Source organism: Acinetobacter sp. CIP-A165 (genome assembly GCF_000367985.1).
Taxonomy (GTDB): Bacteria; Pseudomonadota; Gammaproteobacteria; order Pseudomonadales; family Moraxellaceae; genus Acinetobacter.
Window position 1 is genome coordinate 93,677 of sequence record NZ_KB849200.1, and the last position, 26,506, is coordinate 120,182.

Sequence of the window (26,506 nt, forward strand, 5' to 3'; positions counted from 1 at the left end):
AGATCAACAAAATGAACAAAGAAAATCACTTAATGATTGAGCAACAAGGTGGTCTTGGCATGATCAGCTTGGATCGAGTGACCCATCTGAATGCTTTGTCGCTAGAGATGATTGAAGGCATCCGTAGCCAGCTCGAACTTTGGCGAGATGATGATTCTATCCAAGCGGTTTTGATCAAATCGAATAGCCCAAAAGCTTTTTGTGCAGGTGGTGATATTCGCTATCTGTATGACAGCTATAAACAGGGAACAACCGATCATCAAGGTTATTTTAGTGCTGAATATAAAATGCTCACCACCATACGTGAATATGAAAAACCGGTCATGGTGTTGTTGGATGGTTATGTGCTGGGTGGTGGTTTTGGTCTCGCACAAGCCTGTCACATTATTGTGAGTAGCGAAAAATCTCGTTTCGCGATGCCTGAAACTGTGATTGGTTTTTTCCCAGATGTTGGGGCAACGCATTTCCTGTCCAGACTGGATGATATTGGCGTGTATATGGCGATCACGGGCGAGCAAATCAGCAGCAGTGATGCCCTTTATCTTGATTTGATTGACTATCACGTACCGAGCGAGAAGTTACAAGCGCTACAAGATGCACTGATCGATGCGTCAGATTTGAGTAAAGAATATATAGAACAAATTGTCAGCCGTTTTATTACGCGTCCTGTTGAAAGTGAATTAAAGCAATTGGCGGCAGCGATTCGTAAACATTTTGGTTTTCAACATTTGGATGAGATTGAGCAGAGCCTTGCGAATGAACAAGACGAGCAGCTACAACCGTGGGCAAACAAAATGCTCCATCTTCTGCAACAACGTTCTTTTGTCGCCAAACAAACCAGTTTAAAACTGCAACATTTAGGGCGTGGTCTTTCATTAGAGCAATGTATGCAACTTGAGCGTGATTTGCAGGATATTTGGTTTGAGCATGGTGACTTTATTGAAGGGGTACGTGCGCTGATTGTTGATAAAGACAAACAACCTCAATGGAAGAAAGCCAACACTGAACTGGAGCAAATTTTAGAAAAACTTGGCTAAACACATTATAAAAAAAATAAAAAAGTGCACAGAAAGACAGCGGGATTTGAAATGCTTATGGTCAGGGTTGCCCATAAGCATCAAAACGCAAAAACAAGAAGATCCAAGAAAGGAAAATTGTGATGCAAACAGCAAATGGAAACGGTTCAGCCCCTAAAAAGTCGTCACATCGATTGGCTGGGATTTCTAGCATGGTCGGTACCACCATTGAGTGGTATGACTTTTTTATTTATGGCGCGGCAGCAGCGCTGATTTTTAATAAGTTATTTTTTCCAAATCTTGATCCACTGACAGGTGTGTTGGCAGCATTTGGTACTTATGCCGTTGGTTTCATTGGACGACCGTTAGGTGGTTTAGTGTTCGGACATTTTGGTGACAAGATCGGTCGTAAATCCATGTTGTTACTGACCTTGATGCTCATGGGTATTCCAACGATTCTGATCGGGCTGTTACCGACTTATGAAACAATAGGTTATTGGGCTGCGGTCTGCTTGGTGATCTTACGCTTTGTTCAAGGTATGGCGATGGGTGGCGAGTGGGGCGGTGCAGTGCTCATGGCAGTTGAACATGCACCTGAAGGCAAAAAGGGTTTTTGGGGCAGTTTGCCTCAAGCCAGTACCGGTGGTGGTTTGATGCTGGCCTCGATTGCACTTGGGCTTGTGTCCTTGCTTCCTGAACCAGCATTGTTTAGTTGGGGATGGCGTATTCCTTTCCTAGCGAGCATTGTTTTACTCGGTGTGGGGTGGTATATCCGTGTCAAAGTGCCTGAATCACCTGATTTTGAAAAAGTAAAACAGCAAGCCGAACAAGTCAAAGTCCCTGCATTACAAGTGTTTAAGCGTCATCCTAAACAACTCATTACCATTATCGTGGCGCGTGCCGCTGAAAACGCATGGTTTTATATTGCCTCCACTTTTACTTTGGCCTACACCACTGCACAATTGGGGATTCCACGACAAGATATTTTATTTGCCACCATCTGTGGTGCAGCGGTGATTTTGTTTATGACACCGCTGTGTGGACACTTGTCAGATAAAGTTGGTCAGCGCAATATGTTTATGTTTGGCTTATGTGTGTTGGCACTGTTTAGCTATCCATTCTTTAGTATGTTAAACACCAAAGATCCTGTATTGGTCTGGACTGCGATTGTTTTGGCAATCGGTGTGGTTTTCCCGATTATGTACGCACCACAAGCACAACTATTTGCACGTCAGTTCCCTGCTGAAATTCGTTACAGTGGTATCTCGATCTCAGTGCAATTAGCAGGCGTATTGGGTGGGGGAATCGCACCATTAATCGCCACTAAATTATTGAGCGTCGGAGGTGGGAATCCTTATCTGATTATGATTTATATTGGCTCGATGGCGCTGGTGGCGATTGTCGCCACTACCTTTATGCCACGAGATCGAGTTTATCGAGCGGATGGTGCGTATATGCAATCAGAAGATTTAGATTTGAAAACCAAAATCACTGAACAATCATAGCGAATAGATGTATAGACAGAAAAAAGCCCTAATCTTTCGACTAGGGCTTTTCTTGAATCTGGAGCGGGAAAGAAGACTCGAACACCCAATCTAACTTTAGCTATAGTCACGGACATAAATTATGCTAGATGATAATCTATAGAACTACCATTTATTGCTAATCGTTGTTTTGAGGTTTGAATATGATTGAAATTGCTCAACAGCAAGATGCAAAAGTAATCTTAAATGTTATCAAAAAAAGTATAGTGTCTTGCTCTCTAGATCATCAAGGTAATCAAAATGTTATTGATGAATGGTTATCAAATAAAACTGAAGAAAATATTATTCACTGGATAAACAACTCTTATTCGTATGTGTATAAAAAGGACAATAAGATTGTAGGTTTTATTTTGATGTCTAAAGGTGGAGTCATCCTTCTAAATTATGTTTTGCCTGATTATCAAGGCGATGGCATCGGAAGTGCAATGATTGATTTCATCATTTCTCTTTCTCACCAACTCGATAAAATTACGCTTGAATCAACACTCACTGCGAAAAAATTTTATGAGCGTAAAAACTTTATTATTTTGGACGAGATCTACGAATACGAAAAGTTAGTCGGCTTTAAAATGCAATTAAGGCTAGCTGGCAATCTTGCTTAAAAGATAAGAAAAAAGCCCTAATCTTTCGACTAGGGCTTTTTTTGAATCTGGAGCGGGAAAGGAGACTCGAACTCCCGACCCCAACCTTGGCAAGAGTCACCGACATAAAATACACTAAATAACATAATTTGTATTTTAATAAACCCTATATATAACAGTTATATAGGGTTTTTATTTTGTGTGGTGTAATTTAAGGTAGGGTAGGGTACTTTGATTTTTGGTCACTAATTGCAATATAGTAATCAACAATAATAACCAACATAGAAATGCTTAATCTAAAGGTATTTTACTGACTGGTATAATTTTATGATGAGAGAGGGGGTGCCTGGGTCTACGGTTTCTGTTTTGCCTTTTGGCGTAAGACGTACAAATATAAGCTTTCTACTTTTTCACGTGCTTATGGTGTGGTACGCAAGAATCGTAATGATGATTTAAAACTTGGGTCTATGCCAAAAGCATCTAATTTCAATTTTACGATTCAAGCCTTCAAAGCCACTATAGTAATCTAGCAACTCATCCAAAATATCAGCAAGCTTTTTGCCGTGTAAGGGGTCTTTGATGTTTTCATATTGGATCAATCTATTTGGTAAGGAAAGTGGTGGCAGTCCAAGAATAGACGAAATTTGTCTAGGAGAGTGGTGGCAGTCCACTGATCAGGCCAAAGCGTTACAACAAGCCTGGAAAGAAGGGAAGTATTCATCCAAAGCTGATCTGGCAAAAGCGTTTGGTATCAGCCGGCAGGCTGTTTACCGATATTTAAAATTCATAGACTAAATTATTAGAACTAGCGTTAATGAGCTTTGGTCATTAGCCAATTAAAATGAAAGCAGATAGTATTGAATGCGGTAAAAACTCTAAAGTTGCCTTGATTGTTTAAAGCAAAATATCGATATGGGGATCTTCTAGTTGCAGCAGTATATTCCTGTACGTTTCATAATGTTCTCTTTCCTTAGAAACGAAGAAAACATGTTCTACTGTTCTATATGTCATCAAGGTTGATAAAACAGTTCCTATCGCAATTTCAGCAGCAAGTTGCGGTGGAAAAGAATAAATTCCTGTGGAAATGTTTGGAAAAGAAACGGTTTTTGCTGTGATTTTTTCAGCTCTAAGTAGTGCATTACTATAGGTATCGCAGAGCAATTGAGGTTCATCCTTAGTTCCGTCTAACCATCGAGGACCTACTGCATGAATGACAAATTTTGCTGGTAGATCGCCAGCAATAGTCACCTCTGCAGAACCAGTTTTGCACCCACCTTTTGCTTTGTTAAGCTCGATACAGGCATTTTTCATCAAAACGCCTGCTTTTTTATGAATGACATAGTCAAGCCCACCACCACCTAGCAGAGATTTATTGGCAGAATTAACCAAAGCATCTACCGGTAGAGTGGTGATGTCGCCATGCAAAAGGCTGACTTTTTTCATTTTCATAGTATTAACGGTCAGAATCTTTAAAGGTTAAAAAATGTCCTTTTTAATATAGATAGAAGCATATCTATTTTTCAGTTTAGGTCATTTAATACAGTATTATTTAAAAAAATTTCAATTACTTATACATTTATTAATGTTTTTACTTCCTGACCATTATCATTAAATAAAACAATTCCAATAGCTTTCAATCGATCTAATGGATCATCTACTCCTAAATGCCATCCTGTAGGCATGGCACATTTTAGACCTGTTTCTTTCCCGTCAAGTCGTTTAGCTTCATCTTGAGTAATATAAGCGATCCCCAGATGACTTTGTAGAAGACTACTTAGTTCCTGATCTGTATGGTTATCTTCTTCTATCAACCTCCATAATTCATACATTAAGTAGTTCATGGGAACGATATGTTCTTTTCTCCGAGCCAAGTTCATGTCATTGAATAGCGCCTGGGATTTTCCTTTATAAATCAGCTTATCTTCAGGATGTAACAAACGCTCAATAAATCTGGAGTGATATCCCCAGGGCATCTTTACCTTATCTTGAAAAGAGACAACATTCCTTAAGTGCTGAATGATCACATAGCTTGTTCTTTTAATATGTTCATCAATTACGATTTTATGATCAATTGTGTTTTGCTGTGTTTCAGGAACGAGGTTAGCTTGGTCATGTAATTCTTCAAAGAATAAATCACCTGAATTTAGTTCAGACATTTTTATATCCTGTTCTTAAAGTAAAAACAGGATAACAAGAAGAATAGTTTTAATCAAATAAATATATAAATATCAATAACTTATATTGGTAAAACAAGAAATAAATCTATCAACGGCTCGAAGAGGCTCGACCGTACTGGTTTTTTACAAAAAATTACATATTGGCTTGAAATCAGATTGTTTTCATAAGGTAGTGGACACTGCAGCCCCGTTCTTCATGCTGTGTATGATGTGGTTATCAATCTTAAATAAATTTATATTTTGTAGTGATGATCTGTTCTCATGCCTGAGCTGAATAGTTATTAATTTCTGATAATTATTGGACTAACTAAAAGATATCTACAAAACTGGTAGCTATTCAGTCCTCACGCAATTGCTCACCTTGATCAGCACGTTCCAGTTGAAATCCTACTTCAAACTCGTTAATTGCCTCGAACATAATGTCCCAGGGATTATCGATAGGTAGTAACAAGACACCACGACCAAAATGTTTAATAGCAACTTCGTTGCCATTAAAGCGAAATGCTTTGGGCAATCTAACAGCCTGACTTCGACCTGCTTGAAAAACTTTAGTAATTTCCATTTTTATTCTCCCAGCATGATATGCACCGTTGGTATATATCATGCCATTACTGTCCAAGTAGTTATTGATGCCACAACAATAATTCATACAAAAAGCTCAATCTGGTGTAATTGGGCTTTTTGTTATATAATTATACAATTGATTTTTAATGAAAAAAATTACGCATAACGTGTATTATGTTGATTTTAGCGAAATTAAATAAGCTAATAGATTTAGAGACGTTAAATGACGCTGACCCAAAGGTTCCTAGACCAGATCCTACTTAATATAGATAAACATCAGGCAGCTCTCATAAAAAATGAAAGTAAAAAACTGGTACATCTAGGTAATACCGATTTTAATGACTTGAATCAAAATCAAAAGAATCTTGTATTAAAAACAATAGATAAGTTTTTGAATAATAATTAAAAATTATTGAATAGTGACTTGGATAATTTTTTTAATAAAGATGCAAATTTTAGTAACTTTTTTACAGTAATCCGTCTCCCTAGAGATATTGAATTTTCTTTATTTTGGGATCATATTGCATATTCTCATTAATTTGAACAGGCATTCTTATATACACTTGAACACCTGTTCTTACTTTACTTGGACGCTGATTAAGTTTAGATATAAATTCAAGAATTACGAAGTAATATTTAAAGAAGATAGTGTTAGTCTAAACTGATGTAGATTCTCTAAAGTATTTTCTTTCTGTTCAATCTGTTCAATCAAACCTTGCAAATTATTTTGAATTTCACCAATAATTTTATTGACCAAGATTTGTTGCATACTCTCAAAATACTGCTCAAGGTCATGTTCAGCCTGTTTGGTTAATTGCACAACATGTTCAGAAAGCGTAGCGATTGCTTGGTGATGTGCCTGCTTTAACTGCTGAATTTCACTATTGGTTACCTTTCCTAAACCAAATTTATCCACAATACGATCAACAACTTGGCTTATATCAAGATTAAGCCTTGGGGGTTCATAACTTTCTAAACACTGGCTAACTTGGAGTTTAAAAAAATCCACATCAAAATCAGGGTCACTGGTGTCAAATAGGTTGATTGCAGCCATCACGATATTTTTTCTAAGTTTAGGCATATCAATAATGCTATTTAAGCTACGTTGTAATTGCCCTACAGCTGTACGTCCAAAAGTTTCAATCTGTTCAATACTATCCTGAACCTGAGCATAAGGTGTAACAATGACTTTCTCTCGTGTTCCAATCCCACCTACGCCAAAGAATCTAGCCACTCCAGACCAAAAACCACTTTTTTCGTATTGTTCATATTCAATTTTTCTCTCTTCCGAGATACTGATAGATAGAAAAGCTTGACGCTCTGATTGTAGTTGTAGGGATAATCCTCGCACTTGATGATTAACTGCTTTAGATTCTTGATGAATAGCATACTCAAGTTTAGAACGCCCATTTTTCATATTTTTTTCAATAAGTTGCTTTTGAGCATTTAATTGTTCAATACTTTGATTGTCTAATAAGTCAATTTTGTCATCAACTAACTTTAATACCTCTTGCTGAATCGCTTGAGTACGTTGTTGCACACCTTCTAATAATAAGGCTACTTTCGCTTGAGTTAGTTCCTGTTTACGTTCTTTTTGCTGTTCAATAACCTGACGTAATTCAATGATATTTGAAAACTGCTTAAGCTGTTCTACATTAAAATTAAAACTAGTATCAAAACACAGCGCATCATACTGTTCCTGCAATTCACTCGATAAATTTGGTAGATCTTCAGCAATTCGCCACGTTAAAGCAGAAATTAAATGGGGTTTTGTACTTTGAATGACCGTTAATAGAGATTTAGAAGCTTCATCTAGATCAGGATTGTTTAAATGTTGCTTGATTTGGGTTTCAGTCATTTGTTGAATTTTTTTATCAAGTAACTGCATCATTGCTGAAATAGTGGCTTGGGGGCGGACTTCAACAGGATATCGTTGAGCTAATAATTTTGCATCAGTCAAAATTTGTCTATCCATACGAAAGACTAAGTCACGCTGCGAACCCACTAAAAATACTGCTTTACTGTCGATACCCGATGCTGTTAATTGTTCTCGTAATAATCTTAAATCTGAAACTGTTAAAAATTGACTGACAATTGACAATAAAAACACGACATCACATTGACCTAAAAATGTTCTGGTCTGTTGTCCACGAGAAATAACAGGGTCATTAAATCCTGGGGTGTCATAAATCTCTATACCATGCAAACGTTCATCATTGATGTAAATAGAGAACATTTTAGTAATCGCTGTAAATTTACCTTGACTACCAACATAATTTTTTAACTCATTTGCTAATTCGACTAATGACGTAGCCTCGATCCGCTTTTTTGTACCTAAATATTGTTGTAAATTGAGTTGATGAGCCATATCAACTAGCTCACGACAAGAGCGAAATTCTTCGCTAATTTGGCTTTGAATAATGGCAGGGTCAATATTTTTAGGTTTGTTTGGTACTATTTTCTTCATATTACCAAACAGACTTTTAGGCATACTTTCTTGTTCTTCTTGGGATAATTGCTGTTCAATTGCCCGATATTGAATATGATATTCTTCAGCAGCTTGATTAATACTATCCCAATCATTAACACTATAAAACTCGATTTCAGCATATGGCTTTTCAGCATAACCAATACGAGTTAAAGCTGCAGTCATCGGAGTCGCAGCTTTAGGTAGGACATCGATTGGAAATAATAAAGCATTTAAGAATGAGGATTTTCCTGCTTTCATCTGTCCGACAATTGCGATACGTAAATTTCGACCTTCTTCCTGAGCAGCTAACAAATTTATATCTAGCATCTTCGCCATATTAGACAATTCTGAAAAATATTTTTGACTATCTGAAGCAAAGAGTAACGATTGATGATTTTGAATAAGAGTTAGTAATGGTTTAATTGTAGGTGATTGCATTGTCTTGTCCTATGTTCCACTTAAACCCTTATAAGGTTTATATAAACCATTCTCATATGATGGTTATTGGTTTAACAGTTATGTTAATATGCCACAATTTCAAGAATATTGCTTTTTCTTTATAAAAATAAGCAGTTTATGGGTAGATATTTCATGACATTTGATTTTGATTTTTCTGAGATTGAAAACTCCGCACAGCAAAAACCTTTAAATTCGGATGATCAGGCGATTTTAGGACTAATAAAAAGTTTATTAAGACGCAGTGATAATGAAAATGGTTTCTTTCTAGAAGAATTATCACAACAACTTGAAAGAGAATTTCTACCATGGTTAGCAATGTTTTGCGAAAAAACCATGATTCAAGCAGAATATCAACAGTTACAAAATCTTATGATGTCTTATCAATGGAATATCCGTCATCCTGATTTCTCTAAGTGTAACACTCTAAGTTTAGATGCATTGCTTCAACATGAAATAGAACAACTTTTGAATAATGTAAAAATAGATACTGATTTATCTGAATGGCAAACCTTAATACAACTTTGCACAAAAATCCCTTATGTTATTGGTTATCGAAAGCAATTTAGCTTAGTGGTTGTAAATAACTTCCATACCCATATTCCTTTACAGGTTGAGGACCTAACCAGTCTTGAAAAAATGTTAATTGGAGAAAAGAATATCAAGGTTGATTTAGCTAGTTTAATCACTCTAGAAATCGGCTTACCAACATGGATATGGAAAAATGTGGTTTTATTGCAGCAAAGCACTAGCTCGCCATCAAATTTATCTTATTCCCAGTTAGAACAACAATTACAGCAGGCTGATACACAAATTGCACTACAACATCCTAATGATCAACTCAAACAATTGTTCAAGCGTACTCAATCCCACGGACAAGAACATCTTGATGAAATGAAACAGCAGCTGTCATTACTCACACAAACTTTACTTGATGATGATAAATTTAATGCGTCTGAACTCAAGATGATTGCAGAATTGCAAGCAAATAGCCGTAAAGAAACCACCCTATTAAAAAATAAAATTAAGCAATTTGAACAGTTTACTCAAAATTTTGAAAGCACTTTAAACGCTGTATCCGTATAAAATTGGAAGTTTAGGAATTTACAATGCAACACCACACCTTAGAAACCATTTATACGTTATTATCGGCATCGACTACACCTAAACAAAATATTAGAGTAGAGATTAAAAAATTATTGCCATTAATTGCTCAACTCGACCCTATAAATTACCTTGATTATTATCAAGAAATAATGCTCTTAATACAGCAGATTGAACAAGAAACACAACAAAAACAAATTGCAGAGAAAACTATTATTGGTGTAGGTGGTGGTTTTAGTGCTGGAAAATCTAGATTTATTAATAGCTTGCTTGCAATTGAAGCTCTACCCGAAGCTTTGGAGCCATGTACAGCAGTTGCAACTTATCTGAGTGCTAGCCAGCAAGAGCAGACGCATGCCCTTAATTTATTGAATCACCATATCAGTTTGAAATCTGAACAACTAGGGCAGTTACGCCATTTTGTCGGGGATAATAGTACGCAAAATGACATTCAACTCGGTGAATTGATTCAATATGTTCATTTGGGGATTCCACAACTAAAATGGGAACATATCGCTTTTTTGGATACTCCTGGCTATAGCAAGGCAGATGCAGAACATCATCATCATAGTGATGAGAAATTGGCAATCAATCAGTTAAGTAAAGCAGATTATCTTATATGGTTGGTCAATGCTAAGAATGGTACGATTCGTGATGAAGATTTACAGTTCTTGCAAAAAATCACACCAAAAGAACCTATTTTTGTTGTACTTACCCAGTCGGATTTGGTCAATCGCAGTGATATTGAACCGATATTAAAAAGTGTTAGAAAAAATTTAAAAAGTAGAAATATTAAAATTGCGGGGCTTATGGCATGGGCTGCACCGATAATGCAGTTAAATGGAAGACGACTTGCAGGTGAGGATATTTTGCAATGGCTAGATAAAATTAATCAACCTGTACAACAACATGCAATTGAAAAATTAGATACCTTAATTCAAAATATTTTTTCTATTGGAATAAATCAAACCAAACAGTTACAGATAGAAATCGACATTTTAAACACAATTAGAAATAAACAAAAAGATGCAACAAAAACGAAGATTTTGATTCAATCAAAGGAACTGAATAAAAAAAATCAAATAGAGTCAAACAGTGCATTAGCGCTTGAAATGGCTAAAATATATGAACACCTATTTGAAAATTTACTTGGTGCTAGTAAATTTCATGTGATGATAATAGATTATCTATTAAGATTTTTAGATTCTTCAAACGATGATGGAAATATAAAATATTTTTTAAAGGAGCCTACATTAGGTTCGGCTTCTTTAAAGTGGTTATATACTAAATCTTTGTCAGACATTACGTCTGTGAAAACTGAATTTGAGCGACTGGTTAATCGTTCAGAACATAAGGAATTACAGTATAAATATGCAATCCTTTTAGAAAAACAGCAAAATATTGAATCTGCAATTGAATATATGTTTTTTTCAGCAAAACAAAATTTCAGTTTAGCTTATGACTGGTTAATTAATTATGCTGAAAAACTCAATATTGAAGCGCAATTTAAAATTACAGAATTATTCAAAATTGGGGTGGCAAAAGATACAAGTAATGTATTTAACTATTCTTATAATGCTATCCGATATAACAATGATCTGAGATTCCTAAAATTTTTACAATCACAGGCTATTGATGAAAAAAATGAAGATGCCCAATATTTATTAGCAATTTGTTATACTTTTGGTTATGGCACAAGTATTGATTATGAAAAGGCTTATAAACTTTATTGCAATACTAATATAGGGAACTCTATTTATAATAAAACAGTTATTGATTATTTTAATCAGGGCATACATAAGAAAAATGCTATTCAATTTATTAAAAAAAACAAAATAAAAAATAACATTAATGAGTTGAGAAAAATATTATGGTTTAGAACCTTTATAGATCCTATTCTACTTGATTATAGACAAAATGATGCGAAATTTAAATTAAAGTATTTTAATATAATTATTGGATTTATATTCATAATTTTAACTGCATATATTTTTATATTAACTTTTTCGAATCAAAAAGTTCAATATAATCTTGGTAGATACACTACTTTCCATGAGTATTGGTATGAAAAATCAGCATCACAAGGCAATATTGATGCAATGTTGGCTTTGGGGAAATATTATGAATTAAAAGCAGATAGCTTATCTATGGATAAAGCAATATATTGGTATAAAAAATTAGTTGACATGGATAATTCTGAAGCAATGTTTGCTTTAGCAAAAATATATGAAGATAAAAATGATAACAATCTGCTTGAAAAAGCTATTAATTTATATATCAAATTAGCTAATCAAGATAATAAAGAAGCTATTAAAGCATTAATTTTTATTGATAAGAAAAAAGGTCAATTTAAAAATGTAATTTTCTGGTATCAAAAGTTAGTTCGGGATGAGAAAAATAATGAAATTTATGAAAACATAAAAAAATATAAAAATGATTTTGAAAATAAAGTTTTATGGTTAATTAAAGCTGAAGAAAAAGGAGATATTTTTGCACAAATTACTTTAGCTTCTTATTATGAAATAAGAGGAAATGAGAAAAAAGCTTTTGATTTATATAAAAAACCAGTAACTGAACAGCATGCTCAATATATTATTGATATAGCAAAGTCGTATTATGCGTTAAAAGATATGAATAATTCGCTTCTTTGGTATAAGAAATCAGCTCATCTAGGGAATGTTGATTCTATAAACTTCTTAGTACGTTTCTATGAAAAAGAAAAAGAGCTCCAAAAAATGCTGTATTGGCTCAAAGTATTGGCAGATTTAGGCTATGTTGATGCTATTGAACAATTAGCACAGTTTTATACAATTAATAAAAATTATGATCAGGCAATCTTATGGTATAAAAAAGCATTTGAACTAGGCGAGGAATATCAATACTCTATTAATATTGGTGATTCTTATTACTCCAAAAATGATATTGATGAAGCAGAATATTGGTATCAGCAAGCTGCTAATTATGGTGTTGATAATGCGGAAGAAAAACTACTCTTGATAGAGGAAGCGCATCAAAAAATTTACGAACAGGAAGCTTTGCTAGAGAGAAAAGAGCAGGGAAAAATTGAGCGGACTGGTTTATGGAAAGACCCTTCAACAAATAAAACTTGGATGCGCTGTAGCCTAGGACAAATATGGACAGGAAATGATTGTGAAAATAATTCAAAACAGCACTATACTTGGGAAGAGGCCAAATCTGCTATTAATGAGTTAAATGAACAAGAATATGGTGGTTATAAGAATTGGAGGCTACCTTATCTTGTGGAATTAGAAACATTACAAAACAATGAAATAACTCAATTAATTTATCCGTCGAATTATATAAGTCGTTTTTGGTCTATTGATTCTAAGAATAGTTCTTATGCATTTACATCTGTCTATTCTGGAGGTCGTTTTTTTTCTGATGCATCATATAAAGGTGATCATAACAATTATGTACGTGCTGTCCGGAATCATTAAAAATAATATATTTGTTCTATATATGTAAAATGCATTAGAGGTTGCTTCAATCTGGCAATCTTTAATGCATTTAGCACCTGCAATTATATTATCAGTGGATAAACAACTTATTTAATTGCTCACACACCTCAGTAATTCGTTGCTGTAATGATTGACGAGCAATAGTATCTGTTTCGAGTTGTTGTTCAATTTTAATGATATTGTCTGACTCTGTCTGTAACCGTTCTTGAATTGTTTGATGAATTTTCTCAAGATGACTCTCTGCGATCTCTCGTAACTGTATAGCCACTTGTTGATTTAGATTATTTAGCACATTGACAATAACATTATCGATCTCAAAACGTAATTGCTCTTGCTTACGTTTTTCTGCAAAGAACATACCACCAAAAATACCAGGAATGATTAAGAAAGGTAGTGTCAATCCTAATGCCATAGACGCAACGATACCAGTTGCACCACCGACAACCATTGCTGTGTTAGCATTACTCTCATCCGTTGCATGTATATTCGGTAAATAAGATACAAGTGAAGTATTCTGATTAATTGGAATAATCGCATTGAGTTTTTTTGCAGAGCGCTCTATTACCGGGTATAAAGATTGCTCGGTCGCCAGTTGGAAGGTATTTTGTACATCTGCCTGAATTAAAGCTTGTAACTTGCTTTCTCCACTTTTTGCAACACTATAATAGTATGGCTTACGTGCATTCAACATAGTATCTATAGTGCTGATCACCTCGGTACGGATATAACTTTCAACTAAACGTAATAACACGACTTTTTCTCGTTCATATTCTTCTCTCACTCGTTGTTGTGAGTCATGTATAGCTTGTTTTTGTTGGTATAAAGTTTCTCTTGATGAGTCTGTAGCTAATTGTTGTTCCAGATTTTGTTTTGCTAAAAAAATTAAACTTTGAACTTGATATTTTAAACTCTGCTCAAACAGTTCTTCTTTTTGCTCCTCAATATGATTAAGTAGATCAGCTACTCCTTTCAAATCGTTTTCATGAGCAGAACATCCACGAACTAATGAATATTCTTCATCAATCGCTGACTGTTGTGCAATCGCTTTTCTAACTGCCAAGCGTTCCTGACTAGCGATTAAATCTTCCTGACAAACAAGTAAAGAAACCGGTTTACCCATCGTATACTGGCGTAATACGAATTGGCGTTCAGCTTCGCCCAAATGAGTACGAGCAACACATAGAATAAAACTGCTATTGGCTGTGCCTGAGTAACGAATTAAAGCTTCTTCATGTGAGCCAACATTTGATTCAAGCCCAGGAGTGTCCACAATAACTAAATCTGGATGTCTAGCTAAGGAAGCATTATGTAAATGAATTTCGACCCATAAAATATTTTGTTGTTCTAATGTGCCGTTACATAGCAACTGCTGATAAATATCTAGGGTGTATTCTTCTCGGTGAGTATTGTTTATATTGTCTTGCTCGGTGACCACAACTACCTTTTGTTGATCATATTCACTATAGTGAAACTCTGTCGGATACGAAGTGCATGCCCCTAAATCAGTAAGCTGGATATTCTGCTCTAGCCATGTATTGAGCAAAGTAGATTTTCCGACACTAAATTTTCCAATCAAAGGTACAGATAATTTAAAGGTTAAAATATTAGCTTTCACCTGATTGATTTGTGGTTGTAAAGCTGATGATAAGATGCGCTCATCTATTAACTGTTGCAACTGTCCCAAAGCAGCTAACCAATTCTGTTTTTGTTTATCGATTGAGGTTAGTCTATAGGGGGTAATCCCTGCTGTTTTTAAATGCCATAATATAAGTAAAGCTAGATCCCATGCAGAACTTTGCTTACCTGTCGTAAAGAGGGTGAGATTGTCTAAGTTAGCAATTTGCTCAAGACTAAAATCATGAATACTGTTGGAATATAATTCATCAAATAATAAAACTGAGGGCTGTTGTGCCGTTGCAAAAGAATCTTTCTGATTGATTTTTTTTAATTGGTGGAACAATCTATTTTTTAAGTTCGATTGCATATAGGCATCTTGTATAAAGTGTTGAGGGTCGATATTTTCCAAACCGACCTGATTTAAAAAAGCCTGTAAAAATTCTAAATCTTTCCATACCCAAACACCTTCGGTTTTATGAATAAATTCATTGATTGCAGTACATAAACGCAAGGATTCAGGCATTTGTTTATAGCTTAGTCCCTGAATTTTTTGGATATGAGAAAGCTGCAACCAATCTTGTAATTTTTCATGTTTTTCTAGGCGTTCAATGCGAGCTTCATGTTGGATAATACGCTGTCTAAGTGAGGTATAAGCCAAAGACATTGATTGAAAAACTTGTTCAAGGTCATTTAAACGAGTTTGTTCTTGCCGTAGTAGCTTGTCCGTAATCCCATGTAATTGGGATTGAATAAATGCTATAAATTCAACTGATAGGCGTTGTTCACTTTGCAAACCTTTTAACATGCGTAAAGCAGCAAGTTGAGCAGTAAATAATGTTCTAATCGGTTCATTGGCTTGGTATTCAAGAACATCCTGTGAAAATACTTTTAATTTTAATTTATCCAAAAATGATAAAGGAACGACCTTTCGATTGTCATACTGCAATAATTGCATCGCATCTAAAGCAGCATTTTCAATTATGTGTCGATTATTTTGGTTCTCAATCAAAAAGCGTTCGATACAATCTTGTAATTCAGGGTGACTTTTTGCCTGTTCAGCAATCAATAGATTTTGTGCCTGTAAATAATCCAGTGCCAATGGTTCATGATTTGTAGCAACGATTTTTATTTCTTGGGTGAAATCATCATTTTGAATAGTGTGATTAAAATCATGAATATCATGATTTAATTGTTGTTGATGATTCATATTTTTCCCTTGTTGTTCTTGCTGATGTGTAATTGCAAGTTGATGTCCTGAATAAGCAATTTGCCATTGCTGTGCGGTGATTTGTGCTGTTTCATTTACGCTACGCATCCAGCCATTTACAATATCTTTTAAACCATGCTCAAATTGCTGACGCTCTCTAACATTACTTACTAGCCATTGTGCCAAAATAGGGACTAAAACGCCTACTGTTCCTGCAACTGATACCGCAGCCACCGTAACTAAAGTCAAAATCCCACGATTTAAACCCGCTTGTTTAATTGCGGACATCATGGTTTCACGATTAATGTCACCATTTTGATAACGCTGATAAATTTGTTTCACATCCCATGCAAAGGTTACGATATAAGCTGATAAACCTGCATCCATATGAGTCACAAAAGTTAACCCACCTGCGGTGACGGCTTTTCCTGCCCCTTGTTGAATATGTGTTAATGTTTGATTACTTTTTAAGTCTTTAAGTAAAGTTACACCTGCATGATTCAGCGGTAATTCACCAGAACCTACTTGTTTTAAAGTACGAGTAATCGCTGGAGCAAGCTCAAACACACTGACAAAAGCAGTTGCCATCAAGGCATTTTCTGTAAAATCTATGACATGGTCTGTAGTAGAACTTTGTTGAGCGTATTCTGGCATCACGCCATGACGAAACTCGCTTGTTCCTTGTTGTGCTTCACCATAGCTTAAAGGGGTTGAACTAATACCATTTACATCTGTAATACGATCAGTAAAGCTAATTTGATGTAAAGCATTAACTTGCTCAATTTGACCACTAGCTTGGGCTTGTGCAATCTGATGTTGGTGTAGTTGTTGAACTTGTGCTAATTGGTCACTAGGGACAATGATTGTCTGTTCTGAATACTTTGCAATTATTTCCCCATTATCATAAATAAGTTCTGAACCTGCGGCATAGCTTTGCTCAGGAGTAGAAAAGTATTTAGGGTTATATGCTATATTTGAGGTCGTTAGAATATCTACTGAACCAAATTCACGACTATTAACCAAGTCTGCAACATCATTACCTGATTGATTCGCTTGATTAATATTATAACTCGCTGCATGGTGGGTTTCAGCAAAGTAACCTGCACCTCCAAATGTATTACCACTTATTTGTGCTTGGTTATCTGAAAAATTTACAAAAGCAGAGTGCTGTGCATCTCTTAGATTTTGGTCTTCTAAAGTTTGATTTGCCATTAAGTAGGATGCTGCGAAATCAGTACTCTTTTGTTCCATAAGACAATTCTATTTTTACTGGTTAATGAAATTAATTTTAGTATAGCTATCAATATTATAATATCTGACTTCTACCACGATGTAATATCTTTCAAAACTTTTTTGGTTAATCAGCTGTTTGAATGAATTAGAGCTGCTTATTTGAATGAAATACAATGATGCAATCTCAATCAAACTGCATTGGATGCTTAGTTTGATACTCTGAATCAGTGTGATAGATAAACACAGCGATAATGGTTCACTTCTGATCACAAGCCAATATGAAACGAATATATGGCTAAATCATTTTGAAGACCAAACGGTTGGGGAGGCATTGTTAGATCGTATTGTTCATCGATCCCATGTTTTTAATCTAGAAGGTGAATCTATGCGTAAAAAGAGAGGTAAAGAAGTAGGCTAGTTTTTGATTCTTGTCCAAGTAAGGCGACACTTTAATTCCTGAATAAGTTTATTAAAGTGTCCAACTTGAATGAGAATGGGTGTTCAAGTAGTTGTTGATTTTGCAATCATATCCAATTAGTTGATGCTCTTAATAATGATTTGAATCAGCAGAACTTTAATAAATTGAAAATGTTTTTGGCTAATTTTGGATTTTTAAAAATTCAAGATCAAACTTTAGACGATTTTTGGAACGAAGCTATTAGCCATAATAATTCAGAGATTCTTTCACAAAGTATGTTTGGTTTAAGCCTTTACTCCCTTCTTTCTCATTTAGATATATTGACTCACCGTTCTCTTTTTAATGATATTGAACCAATATGTTTAGGCTGGTTCTTCCAAAAAAAACTGAACCCAAAAACCTTTCAGTGGAAGGATGGTAAGTTTACTAAAATTAGTAAACATAAGGCTATATGGACTAATCCCAGTCGTAGCTTATTGACTCTAATGGCAACATTTGCTGCTTTAAAGCTAGATGATGAAAAGCCCTCTACTTACCATGGTTTAAACTTTTCAAACTATTTATTGAATTACACTGATAAAAAAGAAAACTTTATCAAAAAGGCCAATGAAGGCTTTCCTATTAGCTATACAGACTTCCATTGGCTACTTTCAGACACAGTTGATCGTAATCATATTCAAACTACTAATTGCAAAAGGACTACCCGAGAAACAATAAATATTTTGCTAAATATAGAAACTGAGTATAAGGCCAATAACACTTTATTCTTACTGTGGATTATCTATAGATTTTTCCAAAATGATTATGAGTCTAGACCTCAAGATACCGCCTATATGCATGCGATTTACTATGAGTTTTGGGAGTTTTTTTCTAATTTTTATAAAAATAAAATTTCTAATGCCTTACTAAACCAATGGCCGACTGATTTACAAAAACTTGCTCAACCACCTAGTGGCTGAGCAAGTCTTGAGTAATTAAAAATTACTTACCTTTCGGTGGATTATTACCACGACCACCACCAGATGGATTACCTGTTGTACTTGGTCCATTTACTAGCTTACCCATAGTTTTTTCCTTTGATTTGATCAACTTAGTGATATAAATATATCTAGAATTCAAAGTTAACTATTCCCTAAAAAACATCTTTTTTAGGTTAAAAAAGAATCAAAATATAAAATTTCTGAATTTCTTAGATTAGCTATCTAACATAATGGGCATTATTCGGAATTAATTTTGTTAGAAACCATTTAAAGTGTCTGTATTCTCACCAATTAAAATGTCTGGTCTATGATGCACATCAATATTATGGACTAGATATGAATCGAGAGGCTGATCACTATGTCTGACAAGGAAATACAATGTCTTGCAGTTCACTTAAGGCTCCCATTTTTGTGGATTAAGTTCAAGAGCTTGTGGTCGGCCAATACAGGCTAGATGCAGACAAAATTTAAATGCAGCAAGAGCATGACCATCTTTTACTGAGTAGAGTTGTAGACGAGGAAATTCCTCTTGAGTTGATGGATGTTTATCTGTTGATGCTTTTGCTAATTTGAAAAGTTGAGGCTGTTGTTTAGCATCTAACTTTGTTTGCAAATCTTGTCCAAATAAGTGCCAAAATTTGGCAGGAAATAAAGCCTTAACCTGGGAGTAAAAATGTTCGAGTTGATCGATATCCTTCCAGCGATAATGGATACCTGTGTGTGATGCGGTCACTCGATTCAAAAATACATTCAGGACGCATGCAATTTGTGTTGGTTTTTTACGAGCTATTTTCTGTAAATGTTCAAAAAAATAAGTCACCGCATGAAGCTCTTCAGCGGTATCAAGCATCGCTGGCTTTAAGTGGGTTGAGCTCTCAATACTAAATAAACGCGAATTCCCTTTTTTTGATTTAATATTTGCTAAATTTAGGGCATTTTCATACCAATAATTGACGAGCTCTTCTGGTAAGCACATACGTTGAGCTGCACTTTTAGGATCGTTAGTAGTCTCCAATATATTGAGCGTTTCATAGAAGCGTTGAAGTGAAATTTTAGAATCTTCTGTACCAACAAAGAAAGCAAAAAAGTCATGGGGTTGATTTGTTTGTACTGACAGTTCGTTAAGAATGTCAGTAGCATTACTCTGGAGCCAGTTTGTTTGATCGTTCAATAATATAGTCGCTAGAACTGCTTGGTTTTTTTCAAAATTAAAGTCTTTTTCATCCTTTGTTATTTTCAAATTTTTAAACGTTGCATTGTAGCCCATGATTTTTTTAGCCAGTTCATTTGGCATATCTGGATGATGTTTCAGTAGTTTTTGACCAGCAATGAGATAACTTAAGTGAATATAACTTTTGAAAGTTTCAACGGGTTCTATATGCCCTAAAAGATGGGCGATAACAAACCAATGGTTCTGTCCATGTTGATTTTGAAGAAGTTCAGCTCGAATTTTTTCATATTCGTTTTCACTATAGTCAGTCAGCTCTTGCACAAGTGGTGCATATTCACAGTTCAGTAAAAGCGATAAATGATTCGCTGCCGTGTGACGAAAAGAGTGAAAGGAGTAATGATGCCCTTTAAAGACCTGATTCAATATCAGTTTTAGGGGCACAGTAACAGTGTGTTTATTCAGTTTTTTATTTTCATTCAAGTTGCTGAATAAATATAAACTTTTCTTATTCTCTAAACGTTTTTCAACAACAAAATCGCTAAAAAATTGGTACTCATCATCTTTAAGCAAAGCGTAGGCAGGCACAATCCGTTCAGCACTATCTGTTTTGAGCAGATGTTGATTCCCTTGTTTTTTTGAACCATAAGGTCGAATCCAGATAGAAAGTTGATCGAAACCCTCGATATCTTTTACACGTAAACCGAGTATTTCATTGATACGCATACCGGTGCGGTATCCTAAAATATAAGTGATTTTTAATAATTTATAGTGATTGTCTGAGATGGATTGGTCATGTAAGAGCTGCTTTAACTTCTTTAATATTACTTGGAAGGCTGTGTGACCAATAATGCGTGCACGAGGTCTACTTTGTGATGCAATAAATTCGAGTTCGAAATCTTCTGCTTGAAAAACAATTTGTTGAAAGGTGTGAAAGCGTTTCAACATACGAATAGTTTGGTCTTTAGATTTTTTAAACTCAGGTTGATCTGCTTCATCAGCAAGTCGTGTATTGCTAATGATTTGTTGATAGATTTTGTTCAGCAGATCATTAATGTCATCGTCGGTATCGAAGTATTGTAAGGCATGAGTTAAAAACGGTTCTGCGATCCGGGTATAGTATGTATAGATTGAACTATCTGCGAGTTTTTGATTGTCTTGAAATGACTTAGTGTACTGAGTTGTATCAAAATCAAAGGTGGCTGATAATTTTTTTATTTGCTCTGAACCTGGTCGATAGAGACTGATGAGCCATAAGATAATGCGCTTAGAAAACTCATTAAACTGCTCTTGGTGACACAGGCAAAAATCAATAATGAGTTCAGCAATGGGTTGCTCTGTTGATGATGTGCGAATAATTTTCAGTAAGTTTTTATGAATAAATATCACATTTTCTACCGCTTCAGAGGTATTTAGATCAGGTAAGGGCTTGGTTGCAGAAGAGGCATTTCTCTCTATTTCATCAACTAACTGAGTTTTAAATTTTGGGAGAGCAAAGTTTTCAAACTCATGTTCAGATAAACCACAAGTGAGTGTTTTTTCTAACAAGCATTGTGATAATGCTGGGTCAACATCTGAATTTTTCAGTTGTAGCCAGTTGAAATTGGAGTAGTCACGTAGAAATTTAAAAGTCTTGCTTGTGTATGGATGTTTAATTTTTTGAAAAATGAGACGAAGGTAAGCACCCACGTCAAGACTGATGTCACGAATTTGTCTTGTATTGAAATGAATGAGCCAAAGGCGTGTTAGTTGATCTGGAACAAAATTACGCGATTTGCGTATCGTTTTTTCATCAATAAATAAATCACCATAGCTTTGAGAAAGTGGCTCTAAAAAGATGATATTAAAATCGCAAATTTTTTGGATTTTTGCCAGGTTTTTTAAATGTTCGAGCAAAGCATTTAATGAAGATGTTTGATTTAATCCACCGTATAACATTGAGCAAAGCAGAATATTCCCAATAATTTCATCATCAGAAAAAGCGGAACTATCTTGAGCAAGAATCCAATAATCCCAAAGTTTTTCTATAATGATGTCAATTTCATGACCGGCCTGGATCCAATCTGGGGTGAAAATTGGTTCATCGCGTTTCATCTCAAAGGTGAGGTACGGTAATGGGAAGTCTAGGTTATTGTTCTTATTGAGATATTTGATATATGTTCGGAAGAATTCATGTGCATATTTTTTCCAAGCCAAATTTGGTGCTTTACGTTTAATAAACTCATAAATCGCGGGATAAGCTTGAATTAAGTCTTCAGTTGAAAATTTTTGTTCATCAAAGTATTGTCGGAGCTCTTGTTCTGCATCAGCTCGTAGGGTCTTTTCTAATTCATTACGTTGAAGTTGACGTCTATCTTCAGCATAGCGTTTTTTTTGGATTTTTTTATTGAATGATGACATGTACTTCAATCCCGCTAATTTTAAATTGATCTTTCATTTGCTCTAAAACATCTGCAATTTTAGAAAATTGAGAGAGCGATAAACTGGAAAATGGATGTGCTGCTTCTTGTTGCATGAGTTCATGTCCAAAGAGAGCTAAAATCTCAGGTTCGGTAATTTTATGAGTTAAAAAAGCACGTGCTGTGTGGCGGTGCCAGTTTGCATGATCAAGGCATAATTCAGGATGAAAATTTTTGACTATAGAAGGGCTTAGTGATATCCACTCGTTATTTTTGATAATGCCAAGTAAGGGCAATTGACTTGTTTTGATTTGTTGTAAGAGATCAGCTAAGTGTGAGTGGCTCATTATGATTTGAATCGAAAAATATTCTAAAAAATTAAGGAATTTTTTTATCTCTTCAACTAAAAATGGGCAAAGTGGAATGAGGCGTCCGAATCCATTGCGGCCGCCTACTTCTTTGTCAGAAACCATCAAAATTTGGCGTTTTAAATTAAAGTTTTTAAGAAATCCAGGGAATTCAGCAACGGGGCGTGCTGCTGTAAAAAGAAGGAGGATATGCCATAGCCAGATGTTGTAATGATTAAAGATTGAAATTAGGTCATCTTGGGCTTGTGAAAAAATATTAAATTTCAATACAGCAAAAATCTCTGTAATTACCTGTGGCTTGGGAGCTTTACGACTACCAAAATAAAGTGTTGAATCAGATGGTGAAGTGGTAACACCACTTTCATATTTACGCACTATATCCGCACAGAGTGATTTTAAAATATCGAGATATTGTGCGTGTAAACGCGGGATATGCTGATGACAATAAGAAATAGACGATGACTGATTTGCATCAATCCCTGTAACTAGGTCTGCAAGTTGTTTATTACCTGTTTTTTCAAGAACCGTGTGATGCAGTAGAGAACTCACCTTTACGACAGACAGTTTTGGAATCAATAATTCTTGTCTTAATTTGCGTAAATATTGCTGTATATCATCGAAACTAACCGAATTCATTTTGCGGAGATCCTCAATGAATAGATTAGGGATTGGAATGTCTAAATAGATCGTCTGATTGAGCAAGTTGTCTGAATACTCAAAATCGCGGTTCTCAAATACATTAAATTTACTGCTTAAGAAGAACTGATCATTTTTATGGATCAATTTTTGGCGGTTATTTAAGTTTATAGCTCGCTTGCTTTGTATATATAGCCACTCATTCACACTGTTGCCTGTTAAAAATGCGAGCATCAGGATCAAAGCACTTTTATTTTGATGTTCAGAGTAGTCCACATGAAGTCTTTTCAGTAGATGATTCACGCTAGATGGATTCGGGAAAAAACTACTCGACGTGAGTAAATGTTCTTTGCGTTGAATATGTTTTGCAACAAGCCGTAGAACATAGTTTTGACTCGTTTCTGAATGTGCTGCGAGTGGTGTGACGTGAGTTGGATTGACAACAATTTGCCTATTAATCGGCTCATCAATTAACGTTTCTATATTCAGTGCTTTAGATTTAGCACCTTTTTTGATTTCGATACTTTCTTCAATGAATTGTTCTTCATCAAGAAACTGATGTTGAAGCTGTGTATCAATACTTGTACGTGCAATCTTCGCTTTGTTTTTTAAAACGTAGTTAAAAGTAATGCGAATATCATTGAGTAGATTGCGATCAAACTCAGGCAATTCATCCGTATCTAATGTGATCAGATGTTGAATAAATTGTTCTAAGCTCAGCGTTGGATCTTTAAGATAGACATTCCAGAGGCGTTTATACTCTTCTGTATTATGATATTTTTTTTCAGTATCTAAATTTTTATTTGCAGTTCTAAAACGCTGAAATAAGCGCTTTACTGTATTGAAGTGTTCCGCGTGTGCTTGTTTAAAAAGATCTGGCTTGAGCTCAGGAAGAGCAATTAAATAAATTGCTGCTTTTAAAACTAGAATATTCCAATTTTGTGCATGAGTCTGCGACTCAGATAATTGCGAAATTGAATTGATATATGAAGTGATCGGTAGATCGCTGATCTTAACTTTTTTAGTAAAAGAGATTACTGATGGTTTAGGTAGATTTGACTGAAATTCTACATCGACGTTAAAGCAATCGAGATTGAGACCATCTAGAAAGTTGTCAGCCTGTTGCAAAGACAATAGTTTAATTACATAGTTGATGTGTTGTGCACGTTCAAATTTCTCATTACCAAACAGTTTTTCAAGCATTTTTTGCAGTGAAATAACTGGCAAATCAATATGTTCGTTTAGATCGTTCGACACTATGATCTCCAAATTTTTTCTGTACTTAGGCAGCTATCAGGGCGATCGATAAGTTCTTTTACACAACTGCTGTGTAGTGATAATTCATTAAAAATCTGTGTGCGTTCTTGCTTGATATTTTTCATCCGCTGATTGAGTTGGTTTCGAGAGCATGAAAGCAAGTGTGCAAGTAGCTCTAGACTCATTTGATGGTGTGGCTTCAAAGATGAGTCTTTGTTAAGAGTTAATAGTGTTTGACGCGAAAGATGCATATTAATTAAGTGCAATGTTTTCTTTGGATCCAAAGACTTAATATCGAATTTTGAATTTTTGATGAATTGAATAAATTCACGACTGCATAACTCCATCAGAAATACTAATTCCTCATCTGAAAAAGTTGGTTTTTGATGAATAATTAAAGAGACTTCTTTAGCATCTTGTTTTACATAGCTTAGATATAAGTGAATATTGTTAAAGATGGTGTAGCCATCAAAATTTGCAGTTTTCCACACGTGAAGTTCTTTTAGACGATTAGAAATATCTAAATCTGCAGCGAGATTTTTAAACATATGTAAGTAACATAGGTTTAAACCAAAAGCATATGGATGAATGATGATTCTGCTTTTTTTGAAATTTTTTAGAGTACTTATCTGTGTTGCTGGAAACTTTAAAAGTAGTTCAGATGTCAAATCCATGTGTGCTATTGAATAAAAATAATACAGTAATATTTACGTATATTTGGAGTGTTTGAATATGGCAGGAGGCATCATTTTTTTCTTGTTTTTAAAGTTTTTTTATTATTGAAAGTTTCAAATTTTCCTCCTCAATTTGATACTCACTATTAGTTAGCTATATTTGTGAGTTGGCAAAAAATATCAAGTTTCTATTATGATGTTCACATAGCAGATTAGACTGAATAGGGTAGGGATGAGTACAGCTGATTATTACAATAACAATGCTCAAATTTTTTTGATAGTACATACCGAGTTGACATGCAGAGTTTGTACGAACCATTTTTTAAGTATTTCCCTACACAAGTAAAGATTTTGGACTTGGACTTGGGCTGTGGGTCGGGTGATGACACTTTGGATTTCAAAAGTAGAGGGTATCAAGTTGATGCAATAGATGATTCGGCTGAGCTGGTAGTTAATGCGTACTAAATTTTCAAATGAAACATTTCGACCAGCTTCCAGATTAGATACTGTATTCACACCAATACCAGCAACGTCTGCTTGAGTTATTTCTAGATAAAGTCGTTCTTTACGAAGCCTCTCACATAATAACGCAACAACTTCTTCAGGTTTTCTGAGTTTTAAATCCATAATATTGTGTCTTATATTTAGTTATGGCTATTAAGCCACAAAATAATGGAGTTATGAGCTGTGCCAGTTGATCGGTAATGAGGTACTTTATTGGCTGATTAGATCCTATTAGATTAAAGAAATCTCATTAGACATTTCCAATCTAATAGAATCTATTGCAATGAACCAAGCGTTGCTGCGTAATTGAGATGACTACCATCTCCAATGACCCTTGGCATTCTATGTACAGAACTGGCTAAACAAATTTTAGGTATGTTTGAGACTGGGCTAGCTAGCTCTCTTACTTTTTTCCTCACGCCCGATGGGAAAAATGGAATTTTTATAAAAGATATTACGCCCCTAGCTGAACAGTTTGGATGGCGCATTTTTTATTTCAGTTTTTTAGATGCGGGTTTTTGTGTTGTTTTCCCAAGTAGAGATTTTATGTTAAATAAAAAATAAATTTTGAAAACTCACTTGGACAAAAAATAATACTTTACTACTATAATAGGTATATAATAGGTAAAACTGGCTATACTTTACTATTTAAAT

General features: G+C 34.9%; 18 protein-coding genes and 3 pseudogenes. 10 read left to right on the forward strand and 11 right to left on the reverse strand.

Annotation, left to right across the window (positions count from 1 at the left end; all coding sequences use genetic code 11):
- Positions 1-11 precede the first annotated feature (11 nt).
- The 3 genes from F991_RS00405 to F991_RS00415 all read left to right on the forward strand — a co-directional run bounded on the left by F991_RS00405 (position 12) and on the right by F991_RS00415 (position 3,162).
- Positions 12-1,037: an enoyl-CoA hydratase/isomerase family protein gene (locus F991_RS00405; RefSeq protein ID WP_004668026.1), complete on the forward strand. Its 1,026-nt coding sequence runs from the start codon at positions 12-14 to the stop codon at positions 1,035-1,037.
- 122 nt (positions 1,038-1,159) lie between these two features.
- Positions 1,160-2,521 (forward strand): MFS transporter, encoded by a 1,362-nt coding sequence (locus F991_RS00410; RefSeq protein WP_004668027.1) that lies wholly within the window; start codon positions 1,160-1,162, stop codon positions 2,519-2,521.
- Between the two features lie 182 nt (positions 2,522-2,703).
- Positions 2,704-3,162, forward strand: a complete 459-nt coding sequence (locus F991_RS00415) for a GNAT family N-acetyltransferase (protein ID WP_004668028.1) — start codon at positions 2,704-2,706, stop codon at positions 3,160-3,162.
- Positions 3,163-3,493: 331 nt separating this feature from the next.
- Here F991_RS00415 and F991_RS16905 read toward each other — a convergent pair.
- Positions 3,494-3,722 (reverse strand): annotated as a pseudogene (locus F991_RS16905) (VF530 family DNA-binding protein).
- Positions 3,723-3,813: 91 nt separating this feature from the next.
- Here F991_RS16905 and F991_RS17770 point away from each other — a divergent pair.
- Positions 3,814-3,936, forward strand: a pseudogene (locus F991_RS17770) (helix-turn-helix domain-containing protein); the annotation flags it as partial.
- A gap of 99 nt (positions 3,937-4,035) precedes the next feature.
- Here the strand turns inward: F991_RS17770 and F991_RS00425 are convergent.
- From F991_RS00425 to F991_RS00445, 4 genes are all read right to left on the reverse strand, one after another.
- Entirely contained in the window at positions 4,036-4,584 is a 549-nt protein-coding gene (locus tag F991_RS00425) for a macro domain-containing protein (protein WP_034595341.1), read from the reverse strand.
- A 125-nt stretch (positions 4,585-4,709) separates the two neighbouring features.
- Positions 4,710-5,297, reverse strand: a complete 588-nt coding sequence (locus F991_RS00430) for a hypothetical protein (RefSeq protein ID WP_004668031.1) — start codon at positions 5,295-5,297, stop codon at positions 4,710-4,712.
- Between the two features lie 358 nt (positions 5,298-5,655).
- A complete protein-coding gene (locus tag F991_RS00435; RefSeq protein ID WP_004668032.1) occupies positions 5,656-5,880 on the reverse strand; it encodes an antitoxin in 225 nt (74 codons plus the stop codon).
- Positions 5,881-6,504: 624 nt separating this feature from the next.
- Positions 6,505-8,790: a dynamin family protein gene (locus tag F991_RS00445; RefSeq protein ID WP_004668035.1), complete on the reverse strand. Its 2,286-nt coding sequence runs from the start codon at positions 8,788-8,790 to the stop codon at positions 6,505-6,507.
- Between the two features lie 153 nt (positions 8,791-8,943).
- On the opposite strand from F991_RS00445, the gene F991_RS00450 reads away from it, so the two are divergent.
- Positions 8,944-9,894 carry a hypothetical protein gene (locus F991_RS00450; RefSeq protein WP_004668038.1) on the forward strand — a complete coding sequence of 317 codons (951 nt, stop codon included), beginning with the start codon at positions 8,944-8,946 and terminating at the stop codon, positions 9,892-9,894.
- Between the two features lie 23 nt (positions 9,895-9,917).
- A complete protein-coding gene (locus tag F991_RS00455; protein WP_004668040.1) occupies positions 9,918-13,370 on the forward strand; it encodes a dynamin family protein in 3,453 nt (1,150 codons plus the stop codon).
- Between the two features lie 91 nt (positions 13,371-13,461).
- Here the strand turns inward: F991_RS00455 and F991_RS00460 are convergent, their stop codons facing one another.
- Positions 13,462-17,466, reverse strand: a complete 4,005-nt coding sequence (locus tag F991_RS00460; protein ID WP_004668041.1) for a dynamin family protein — start codon at positions 17,464-17,466, stop codon at positions 13,462-13,464.
- A gap of 211 nt (positions 17,467-17,677) precedes the next feature.
- Between F991_RS00460 and F991_RS00465 the strand changes: the two genes are divergently transcribed.
- Positions 17,678-17,866: an ATP-binding protein gene (locus tag F991_RS00465; protein WP_034595319.1), complete on the forward strand. Its 189-nt coding sequence runs from the start codon at positions 17,678-17,680 to the stop codon at positions 17,864-17,866.
- A 176-nt stretch (positions 17,867-18,042) separates the two neighbouring features.
- On the forward strand, positions 18,043-18,825 hold the full coding sequence (locus tag F991_RS17775) for a hypothetical protein (RefSeq protein WP_228127760.1): 783 nt from the start codon (positions 18,043-18,045) through the stop codon (positions 18,823-18,825).
- Positions 18,826-18,847: 22 nt separating this feature from the next.
- Here F991_RS17775 and F991_RS17365 read toward each other — a convergent pair whose 3' ends face one another.
- From F991_RS17365 to F991_RS00485, 4 genes are all read right to left on the reverse strand, one after another.
- Positions 18,848-18,985 carry a hypothetical protein gene (locus F991_RS17365; protein WP_155757134.1) on the reverse strand — a complete coding sequence of 46 codons (138 nt, stop codon included), beginning with the start codon at positions 18,983-18,985 and terminating at the stop codon, positions 18,848-18,850.
- 255 nt (positions 18,986-19,240) lie between these two features.
- Entirely contained in the window at positions 19,241-22,414 is a 3,174-nt protein-coding gene (locus tag F991_RS00475; RefSeq protein ID WP_004668043.1) for a site-specific integrase, read from the reverse strand.
- The gene (locus F991_RS00480; RefSeq protein WP_004668044.1) at positions 22,398-24,674 is read right to left on the reverse strand and encodes a hypothetical protein; all 2,277 of its coding nucleotides are present in this window, start codon (positions 24,672-24,674) and stop codon (positions 22,398-22,400) included. The genes F991_RS00475 and F991_RS00480 overlap by 17 nt, the downstream gene beginning before the upstream one ends.
- Positions 24,674-25,348 carry a hypothetical protein gene (locus tag F991_RS00485; RefSeq protein WP_004668045.1) on the reverse strand — a complete coding sequence of 225 codons (675 nt, stop codon included), beginning with the start codon at positions 25,346-25,348 and terminating at the stop codon, positions 24,674-24,676. The genes F991_RS00480 and F991_RS00485 overlap by 1 nt, the downstream gene beginning before the upstream one ends.
- A gap of 297 nt (positions 25,349-25,645) precedes the next feature.
- On the opposite strand from F991_RS00485, the gene F991_RS17370 reads away from it, so the two are divergent.
- Positions 25,646-25,813: a class I SAM-dependent methyltransferase gene (locus F991_RS17370; protein WP_005200775.1), complete on the forward strand. Its 168-nt coding sequence runs from the start codon at positions 25,646-25,648 to the stop codon at positions 25,811-25,813.
- Here the strand turns inward: F991_RS17370 and F991_RS17375 are convergent.
- Positions 25,781-25,975, reverse strand: a pseudogene (locus tag F991_RS17375) (helix-turn-helix domain-containing protein); the annotation flags it as partial. The gene F991_RS17370 and the pseudogene F991_RS17375 overlap by 33 nt on opposite strands.
- 204 nt (positions 25,976-26,179) lie before the next feature.
- Here F991_RS17375 and F991_RS00495 point away from each other — a divergent pair.
- Positions 26,180-26,416, forward strand: coding sequence for a hypothetical protein (locus tag F991_RS00495; RefSeq protein ID WP_004668047.1), 237 nt, complete (start codon positions 26,180-26,182; stop codon positions 26,414-26,416).
- Positions 26,417-26,506: the final 90 nt, after the last annotated feature.

What these genes read in the sequence shown, in the direction of transcription:
- F991_RS00405 (WP_004668026.1), top strand. Translation starts at nt 12, where the DNA reads ATGAACAAAGAAAATCACTTAATGATTGAGCAACAAGGTGGTCTTGGC.
- F991_RS00410 (WP_004668027.1), top strand. Translation starts at nt 1,160, where the DNA reads ATGCAAACAGCAAATGGAAACGGTTCAGCCCCTAAAAAGTCGTCACAT.
- F991_RS00415 (WP_004668028.1), top strand. Translation starts at nt 2,704, where the DNA reads ATGATTGAAATTGCTCAACAGCAAGATGCAAAAGTAATCTTAAATGTT.
- F991_RS00425 (WP_034595341.1), bottom strand. Translation starts at nt 4,584, where the DNA reads ATGAAAAAAGTCAGCCTTTTGCATGGCGACATCACCACTCTACCGGTA.
- F991_RS00430 (WP_004668031.1), bottom strand. Translation starts at nt 5,297, where the DNA reads ATGTCTGAACTAAATTCAGGTGATTTATTCTTTGAAGAATTACATGAC.
- F991_RS00435 (WP_004668032.1), bottom strand. Translation starts at nt 5,880, where the DNA reads ATGGAAATTACTAAAGTTTTTCAAGCAGGTCGAAGTCAGGCTGTTAGA.
- F991_RS00445 (WP_004668035.1), bottom strand. Translation starts at nt 8,790, where the DNA reads ATGCAATCACCTACAATTAAACCATTACTAACTCTTATTCAAAATCAT.
- F991_RS00450 (WP_004668038.1), top strand. Translation starts at nt 8,944, where the DNA reads ATGACATTTGATTTTGATTTTTCTGAGATTGAAAACTCCGCACAGCAA.
- F991_RS00455 (WP_004668040.1), top strand. Translation starts at nt 9,918, where the DNA reads ATGCAACACCACACCTTAGAAACCATTTATACGTTATTATCGGCATCG.
- F991_RS00460 (WP_004668041.1), bottom strand. Translation starts at nt 17,466, where the DNA reads ATGGAACAAAAGAGTACTGATTTCGCAGCATCCTACTTAATGGCAAAT.
- F991_RS00475 (WP_004668043.1), bottom strand. Translation starts at nt 22,414, where the DNA reads ATGTCATCATTCAATAAAAAAATCCAAAAAAAACGCTATGCTGAAGAT.
- F991_RS00485 (WP_004668045.1), bottom strand. Translation starts at nt 25,348, where the DNA reads ATGGATTTGACATCTGAACTACTTTTAAAGTTTCCAGCAACACAGATA.
- F991_RS17370 (WP_005200775.1), top strand. Translation starts at nt 25,646, where the DNA reads ATGCAGAGTTTGTACGAACCATTTTTTAAGTATTTCCCTACACAAGTA.
- F991_RS00495 (WP_004668047.1), top strand. Translation starts at nt 26,180, where the DNA reads ATGACCCTTGGCATTCTATGTACAGAACTGGCTAAACAAATTTTAGGT.